9 protein-coding genes are annotated in these 8,756 nt (G+C 31.3%); 7 read left to right on the forward strand and 2 right to left on the reverse strand.

All coding sequences use genetic code 11. The features are described from left to right. Positions 1–131 precede the first annotated feature (131 nt). The 6 genes from rbsK (at position 132) to FGK85_RS13835 (ending at position 6,539) form a co-directional block, all read left to right on the forward strand. A complete protein-coding gene (gene rbsK / locus FGK85_RS13810; RefSeq protein WP_138207586.1) occupies positions 132–1,061 on the forward strand; it encodes a ribokinase in 930 nt (309 codons plus the stop codon). Positions 1,062–1,063: 2 nt separating this feature from the next. Beyond that, the gene (gene rbsD, locus FGK85_RS13815) at positions 1,064–1,459 is read left to right on the forward strand and encodes a D-ribose pyranase (RefSeq protein ID WP_102401708.1); all 396 of its coding nucleotides are present in this window, start codon (positions 1,064–1,066) and stop codon (positions 1,457–1,459) included. 32 nt (positions 1,460–1,491) lie between these two features. Continuing rightward, a complete protein-coding gene (locus tag FGK85_RS13820) occupies positions 1,492–2,994 on the forward strand; it encodes a sugar ABC transporter ATP-binding protein (RefSeq protein WP_138207588.1) in 1,503 nt (500 codons plus the stop codon). Positions 2,995–3,042: 48 nt separating this feature from the next. Continuing rightward, positions 3,043–3,987 (forward strand): ABC transporter permease subunit, encoded by a 945-nt coding sequence (locus FGK85_RS13825; RefSeq protein ID WP_138207590.1) that lies wholly within the window; start codon positions 3,043–3,045, stop codon positions 3,985–3,987. Positions 3,988–4,201: 214 nt separating this feature from the next. Further along, positions 4,202–5,134 carry a ribose ABC transporter substrate-binding protein RbsB gene (rbsB, locus tag FGK85_RS13830; RefSeq protein ID WP_102401705.1) on the forward strand — a complete coding sequence of 311 codons (933 nt, stop codon included), beginning with the start codon at positions 4,202–4,204 and terminating at the stop codon, positions 5,132–5,134. Between the two features lie 409 nt (positions 5,135–5,543). Then, on the forward strand, positions 5,544–6,539 hold the full coding sequence (locus FGK85_RS13835) for a LacI family DNA-binding transcriptional regulator (RefSeq protein WP_138207592.1): 996 nt from the start codon (positions 5,544–5,546) through the stop codon (positions 6,537–6,539). 1,074 nt (positions 6,540–7,613) lie between these two features. On the opposite strand, the gene FGK85_RS15790 is transcribed toward FGK85_RS13835, so the two are convergent. Further along, on the reverse strand, positions 7,614–7,748 hold the full coding sequence (locus FGK85_RS15790) for a hypothetical protein (RefSeq protein ID WP_279232925.1): 135 nt from the start codon (positions 7,746–7,748) through the stop codon (positions 7,614–7,616). Between the two features lie 338 nt (positions 7,749–8,086). After that, positions 8,087–8,239 (reverse strand): DUF2179 domain-containing protein, encoded by a 153-nt coding sequence (locus tag FGK85_RS15865; protein WP_138207594.1) that lies wholly within the window; start codon positions 8,237–8,239, stop codon positions 8,087–8,089. A 142-nt stretch (positions 8,240–8,381) separates the two neighbouring features. Here FGK85_RS15865 and FGK85_RS13845 point away from each other — a divergent pair. Beyond that, on the forward strand, positions 8,382–8,756 hold a 375-nt coding region (locus FGK85_RS13845), incomplete at its 3' end, for a hypothetical protein (protein WP_341472459.1).

The following is an 8,756-nucleotide window of genomic DNA, read 5'->3' on the forward strand; positions in this document are numbered from 1 at the left end:
CAACTATGGAATTGGGAGAATCCCCACAGAAAAACATAGATACTTTCTTATCTATACTAAAATATAAAAATAAATAAGTTTATAGTCAGTTAAATGACTGCTATAAACTTATTATACGAGGAGGAAAGATTATGAATAGAGTGTGTGTGCTTGGAAGCATGAACATGGATATAGTTTTAAAAGTAAATAATATGCCTAAGGTAGGAGAAACTATATTTGCAAATGACCTTCAAAATGTTCCAGGAGGAAAAGGTGCCAATCAAGCAGTGGCAGCAAAGAGACTGGGCTCTGAGGTTTATATGATATCAAAGGTTGGAAGTGACAGTACTGGTGAGGCGCTTACTAAGAGTTTAATACAGGATGATATAAATGTAGATTTTATATTTAAGGATGAAAAAAATCCTACAGGTACAGCAGTAATTTCTGTAGACCAAGAGGGTAATAACTCTATAATAGTTGCAGCTGGAGCAAATATGAGTATAAAAAAAGAAGAAATAGAGAAAGCTGAAAAAGTTATAAAAGAGTGTCAAATATTAATATCACAATTTGAGACACCAGTAGAAGCTACTATAGAGGCTTTTAAAATGGCTAAAAGTGCAGGAAAAGTTACAGTATTAAATCCAGCACCAGCTAAAGAAATTCCAGAGCAGCTTTTAAAATATACAGATATAGTTGTACCTAATGAAACAGAAGCTTATGAACTTACTGGTGTAAATGTAAAGGATTTGGATAGTGCTAAGGAAGCTGCAGAAAAGTTTATTGATAAAGGTGTTAAATATACAATAATAACCCTTGGATCTAATGGTGCAGCTGTGATATCAGAGGATAAGGCAGAAATTGTAGAAGCTTATAAAGTTAAAGCAGTAGATACCACTGCAGCAGGAGATACATTCATCGGAGGTTTCTCAAGTAAACTAAATGCGGATAATTTATGTTTTGAAGAGATTAAAGGGGCAGTTAAGTTTGGAAATAAATGCTCTAGTATAGCAGTTCAGAGAGAAGGGGCTCAGCCTTCCATTCCATATTTAAAAGAAATAATAGAAGTTTACGGGGAGGACTAGCCATGAGAAAGACAACATTATTAAATAGCTCAATAAGTGAAGAAATATCAAAAATGGGACACACTGATTCCATAGCTATAGGGGATTGTGGACTTCCTATACCAAAAGAAACAAGGAGAATTGATTTAGCTTTAGTAAAGAATTTACCAAGCTTTATGGATACACTTAAAGCTGTTTTAGCAGAATTAAAAGTAGAAGAAGTGGTAATAGCTAAAGAAACAAAGGAAGTAAGCCCAGAGATATTTGAAGAAATAAAGAAAGAAATAGGCCATGTAAAAATTACATTTGTAACTCATGAAGAATTGAAAAAAGAACTTAAAAATTGCAAGGCTGTAGTGAGAACAGGAGAACAAACGCCTTATGCAAATATAATATTAAAATCAGGAGTGGTTTTTTAGAAAAAGTTGCTAATTTTAAGGAGAGGATAATTATGAAGAGTAAAACACCTATACTCAAAATGCAAAATATATCAAAATCCTTCCCAGGGGTAAAGGCTTTAGATAATGTGCAACTTTCTGCTTATGGAGGAGAGGTTCTTGGACTTCTAGGTGAAAATGGAGCGGGTAAATCCACACTTATGAAGATATTAAGTGGGGTTTACAAAAAAGATGAAGGAAAGATACTTATAGAAGGAAAAGAAACTGAAATAACTGGAATAAAAGATGCAGAGAGCAAAGGAATAACCATAATACATCAAGAGTTAAGTGTGCTTCCTAACTTAACTGTTTGGGAAAATATATTCTTGGGAAATGAAAAATTTAATAAAGTTTCTAGGAGAATAAGTAAGAAATTATTAAAAGAAAGAAGTATGGATTTCTTAAATCAAATAGGATGCAATATAGATCCGGATACTTTGGTAAGAGATATAAGTGTTGGAGAAATGCAAATGATAGAGATAGCAAAAGCTCTTACTAAAAATGCCAGCATAATTATAATGGACGAACCTACTACAGCTCTTACAGATGTGGAAACTAAGAATTTGTTTACTGTTATAGAAAAATTAAGAGATAAAGGCATAGCTATAATTTATATATCTCACAGAATGGAAGAAATATTCAAGATGTGTGATAGAATTACGGTTTTAAGAGATGGCAAATATGTTGGAGATGCAATGGTAGCAGATATATCCAATGATGATATTATATCAATGCTTGTAGGAAGAAAGTTAGAGGATCAGTTTCCTTACAAGAAAGTGGATACTGGAGAAATTCTACTAGAAGTTAAAGATTTAAGCTATTCAAATAAAGTAAAAAATGCTTCTTTAAAGGTTAAGGCAGGAGAAATATTGGGTATAGCAGGATTGATGGGCTCTGGAAGAACAGAATTGGCAAAGACTATATTTGGAGAGTACAGAAAATCTAACGGAGAAATATTTATAGATGGAGAAAAGAAGCAAATAAGGTCTCCAAAGGATGCTATAGAATATGGAATATGCTATCTATCAGAGGATAGAAAAAAAGAAGGATTAGTTTTAGGTATGACTGTTGGGGATAATATGACCCTTGCAAATTTAAAGAAATATGAAAACTCCTTTAAGGCTATAGATAGAAAAAAGGAAAAGAAAGATGTAGATGAATACATTAAAAAATTGTCAGTAAAGACACCTAGTTCAGAGCAATTTATAAAGAATTTAAGTGGAGGTAATCAACAAAAGGCAATACTTGCAAAGTGGATTATGCTGTCACCAAAAGTTCTTATAATAGATGAGCCAACTAGGGGCATAGACGTAGGAGCTAAAAAGGAAATATACGATGTTTTAAATGCATTAAAAGAAAGCGGAAAGGCAGTAATAATGATATCTTCTGATATGCCTGAAGTTCTTGGAATAAGTGACAGAATACTTGTAATGCATGAAGGAAATATAACTGGTGAGCTAAATAGAGAAGAGGCAAGCCAAGAGTCTATAATGAAATGTGCAGTAGGAATTAAATAATTGTAAAAATTGAACTCTATAAATGAAATATGAAAAGAGGAGAGAATTATGAAAAGTAATGTAAAAAATACATTAATTAAATATAAATCACTTGTTGTATTTTTAGTACTGTGTGTAGCTATAGCTGCAATTGAACCTAGATTTTTATCTGTAAGTAATATAAGAAACGTATTTACTCAAGTTTCAGTTAATGCAATTCTTGCTATAGGTATGACATTTGTAATCTTAACTGGTGGAATAGACTTATCTGTAGGATCCATATTGGCCATAAGTGGTGCTGTAGCGGCAGTAATTATAAAGAGTACTGGAAATGTATTTTTAGCAGTGGTTGCGGCACTAGCATTAGGTGCAGTAGTAGGATTAGTTAACGGAATAATTATTTCAAGAGGAAAAATACAAGCGTTTATAGCAACTCTTGCTACTATGACAATATTTAGAGGGGTAACTTATGTATTTACTAATGGAAAACCTATATCAGGTTTAGGAAAAAGCTTTGGTTTTATAGGTAATGGTAGATTATTAGACCAAATTCCAATACCAGTAATATTTACTATAGTAGTATTTGTAATAGCATTCTATATTTTAAGCCAAACTAGATATGGAAGATATTTATATGCACTAGGCGGTAATGAAGATTCAGCAAGATTATCAGGAATAAACACAACAAAAATTAAGAATATGGTTTATGTAATATCAGGTATAGCTGCAGCTTTAAGTGGAATTATAGTAACAAGTAGAATAGGTTCAGCTTCACCAAATGCAGGTTCAGGATTTGAACTAGATGCTATAGCAGCAGTAGTACTTGGTGGAACAAGTCTTGCAGGTGGAGAAGGAACAGTAACAGGAACTATAATAGGTGCTTTAATAATAGGAGTATTAAATAACGGATTAAACCTTATGAATGTTTCACCATTCTATCAGTCCATTGTAAAAGGTATTGTAATATTGTTAGCAGTACTTATGGACAGAAAAGTAAACAGCGGAAAGAAATAATAAGTTGAAATTCTATTTTATGAATATATTCTATTCTAATGTTTTTAGTGTAGCTAGCAGAAGTCTCCTATGTTTTATAAATGAGAAATAACTGCGTATACACAATTTGTAAGATAATGTATTATAAGAATAAATTAATAAAGATTAGCATGGGAAAAATTGTATTCAGATTAATTTTAATTAATATAAAAAAGAAAAATAGGAGGGCTAACGTATGAAAAGAAAAATGAGAGTTTTATCAATTTTAGCATCATTAGCTTTGACAACTGGATTAATGGCAGGGTGTGGACAAAAAGCTGGAGAGACTAAGAAGGAAAATAAGAAAATAGGAATGGTATTATCCACTTTAAACAATCCATTCTTTGTGAGCATGAAAGAAGGAGCAGAAGCAAAAGCTAAAGAGTTAGGATATGAAATAGTAGTTTTAAATTCTCAGGATTCAGCGGACACAGAAAGATCAAATGTTGAAGATTTAGTTCAACAAGGGGTTTCTGCTATAATAATAAACCCTACAGATAGTGATGCTGTGGCAAATGCAGTTCAAGCAGCTAATGACCAAAAAATACCTGTTATAACAGTTGACAGAAAGTCAAATGGTGGAGAAGTTGCATCTCACATAGAATCTGATAACGTTAAAGGTGGAGAAATGGCGGCTAAATTTATAGCAGATCAGTTAAAGGATAAATCAGCAGTTAAAGCAGTAGAACTTGAAGGGATACCAGGAGCTTCAGCTACAAGAGATAGAGGTAAGGGATTCCACAATATAGCTGATAAAGATAAGAAAATAAACTTAGTTGCTAAACAAGCAGCAGATTTTGATAGACAAAAGGGTTTATCTGTTATGGAAAACATAATTCAAGCTCAACCACAAATAGATGCTATATTTGCTCACAATGATGAAATGGCACTAGGTGCAGTAAAGGCTTTAAAAGCAGCTAAGAAAACAGCTATAGTTGTAGGATTTGACGGAAATCAAGATGCTATAAATGCAGTTAAAGCTGGAGATATGACAGCAACAGTAGCACAGCAGCCAAAATTAATGGGTTCAATAGCAATAGAAAATGCCGTTAAAGCTTCAAAAGGTGAAGAGGTTAAAAAATTAATACCAGTTGAACTTATGTTAGTAACTAAAGAAAATGCTAAATAATTATAGGTAAGCACATTCAAATAAATAACAAGTTAGTATGCTAGTCTATTTTGCGTCATACTGCGTCAGCAGAACCCAACGATAGTTCTACTAGCGGCGGAACCTGCTTCCTTGTCTGATACAAAATATACCAGCATCTTTGACTTGTTATTTATTTTCATGTACCTAATTTGATTTTATAAAATTATACTTGCTCATAGTAAGCAATAAAAGTAAAATATAATTGAGAAATGAATATTATTTATGCTAGTAGAAATTTACAAGCAAAGGAACGTATTTAAAGTCCAGGATTTATTAAATAAATCCTGGATTATTCATAGGATGTCTAGTTGATTCTGGCACTTTGATTTAGTAAGATGATGTTAAAATATAGAAAAAATATAACACCCTAGGGATTTGAGGAGATATTATGAGAAAAACAACTTTGAAAGATATAGCAGAAGCAGTAGGGGTATCTAAGGCTACTGTATCTATGGTTTTGAATAATAAAGAAATAAATGTATCAGAAAGTACTAGGGAAAAGATATTTAATTCAGCAAAAGAATTAAATTATATACCTAATTCTGTAGCTAGAAGCTTAAGTACTAAAAAAACAGAAACCATAGGTATAATTCTTCCCGATATAGAGAATCCATTTTTTTCAGAAATAGCTAGAGCCATAGAGGATGTAGCTAATAAATTTAATTACAATGTAATATTTTGTAATACAGATAATAAAAATGATAAGGAAGAACAGTATATAAAGCTTTTAATAAGTAAATTAGTAGATGGCATGATATTTTTAACTGGAGTAGGCAAAGAAGAAAGTATAAATATATTAAAAAATAATAATGTGCCATTTGTATTAGTAGATAGATACATGGAAAATGTAGAAGAATTTAATGGAGTTTATTGCCTTAATGAAGAGGGAGTAGAACAAGGTGTGGATTATCTATTACAAAATGGGAAAAAACGTATAGCATTTGTAACAGGTCCTATGGAATTAAGTGTGTCAAAAAAAAGATTGGATGGATATAAAAAATCAATGACTAAGAGAAATATCTATAAGGACGAGCTTATTTTCGAAGGAGATTTTACAACAGAAGGAGGAATTAAGGTTACACAAAGCATATTAAAATCTAAAGTAAGTGTAGATGCTATATTCTATGGAAATGATGCCATGGCTTTAGGTGGAATGAAAGTCTTATTGAGAAAAGGATACAACATACCAGAGGATATTTCTATAATAGGATTTGATAATATAAGAATATCAAGCTTTGTGCAGCCGGAACTTACTACCATAGGTCAACCTATATACCATATGGGTAAGGAAGCATGTAAGCTTTTAATAAATACTATTGAGCATAAGGATGAGAAAAAGCAGATTTATTTTAAGCCAGAGCTGATAATCAGAGACACAGTGTAAGAAAATTGTGACGTAATGGCATAGGAAAAATCTGCTTTTAAGTCCACAATAAATATATTTTTTTAGACTGTTCGCAGTACGCTAAGAAATTCTAATGTTTTCAAATTTGAATACCCTAAAGCTTTCAAACTCACTCGTTCCTCATTCAGGCAATGAAAGCTTCTTAACGGGTATTCAAATTTGAAAACAAAGAATTTCTAAAGCTAGCTCAATAGTCTAAAAAAATATATTTATTGTTCCCTTAAAAGCAGATTTTTCAGTTCATGCGTATATGGTCACAGGGAGAGAACAGCCTACTAAAGGATGATTTTCCTCCACTGCGTTACGGAAAATCTTTAATTAAATAAATGGGATAGTTTGAAAAGGGCTTAAAAAATCTTTTATTGGCAATAGCCAGGCTAAATATATAAATAATAAATAATAAATATCAAATAAGGGGCTCATAATATTTTTTAGGCGGAGCCTTTTGAAAAGTTATATGATACTTATTAAAATAAAGTAGTGATTAAAATTTAATTTATTTTGCCGTAAGGCAATTGTTTGTATAAATCTTAGTTTGTAGAGAAAAAAAGGAAGAGATAAGTAAAAGATAAGAAGTAATAGTTAAGGATAAAACTCAAAGAGTTTTTTATAATTAATTTGTGAATAAGTAAAAGATAATAGTTGTGGTAAAAATAGCTATGCTTTCACTTAACCCATAAAACCGTAATAATCTTAATAAATAATTTCAAATTGCATTTTTATTTTAGGCTTTAACCAAAAGTAGATTATCCCAACCAATTTATCCGATGACTACCTGCCGTAACACTCCCACTTCTAACAAAATGGGAGATAACGGCAGCTACGTCCCTGGATAACGATCTCTAACCTTCAGTTGGAGTAAAAACTCCATCTGAAGCTAAGAGCTCTGTTTATATAATAAGTATTTTATTATAAATCAGCGGGCTACGCCAAAAAAAATTTTTTAAGTGCTCAACTTTTGATTTTTTTACCTCTTACTTAATTCTTACTTCTTCCACAAATTCTAATTTAAGAAATTCCATAGGAATTTCAACATTATTTGATATTTGATATTTAATATTTAATATTTCTATATTTTCGCTGGCTATCGCCAATAAAAGATTTTTTAAGCCCTAAAAGAAAAGATATAACCACTTCATTTAATGAAACAGTTATATCTTTTCTTACTATACCATTCTTCATATTCAATTAAAGATTTTCCATAGCAAAGCGGCGGAAAATCCTCATTTAGTAGGCTCTCCCCCCACGAAGTAAGTACTCTGTAACTGAAAAATCTGATTTTAATGGAGTGATAAATGTGAAATTTAGGACTATTGAACTAGCCTTAGAACTTCTTTATTTGTCCATTTAAAGCACCGTTAAGAAGTTTTCATTGCCTGAGCGAGGCACGAGTGAGTTTGAAAACTTTAGGGGCTTTAAATGGACAAATATTAGAAGTTCTTGGCGTATTGTTCAAGTCCAAAATTTCACATTTATCACGGAATTAAAATCAGATTTTTCCTATGCACTTACTTCGCAACATATTCTTATAGTGCAGGCTTTAGGAAGCCTCTTCCTTTGATTTCTTCTGCTTCTGATATTGATATTAAAGCTTCTTTATCTATTTCATCCACTAATTTTTTTACATTATTTAACAGAAGTTTAGCGCTTAAAAATTTTTGGGGCGTGAGCCCGCTGATTTATAATGAATGATTGAGGGTTAGGTTAAAAACCATAAATTCTGATTTTTGCTGGAAATTTTAGAAAAAAAATTTGCATAATAAAAGCATCCTTTTTATAATAGTTTTGACAAGAAACCAACTTAAAAAGGATGCTGATAAAATGAGTAAAAGTTATTTAAAACAATTACTTACTTATATTAATAAGGTATACGATATAGGTGAAAAAATCAATAACTTAAAAGATAAAAGAATAAAATCTGATGTAAAAATTTCAACAATTACCTTCGTGGTGTTATTTGGATTTATGCTTCAGATAAGAAGTTTCAATAGATTAGAACATTGGCTTAAAAAAGGCAAGTTTAAAAAAGTAATACCTAAAAAAACTAAAATGCCACGCATTGATGCCGTTAGGCGCTCCTTAAGTGATTTTGATTTAGATGGATTAAAAGAAATTCATAAACATATAATAAAAACCATTGTAAAAAATAAAGTATTTAGAAATGGTACTATAGATAAATTAAAAGTAGTTGCCATA

Source organism: Haloimpatiens lingqiaonensis, from assembly GCF_901447495.1.
Classification (GTDB): Bacteria; Bacillota; Clostridia; order Clostridiales; family Clostridiaceae; genus Haloimpatiens; species Haloimpatiens lingqiaonensis.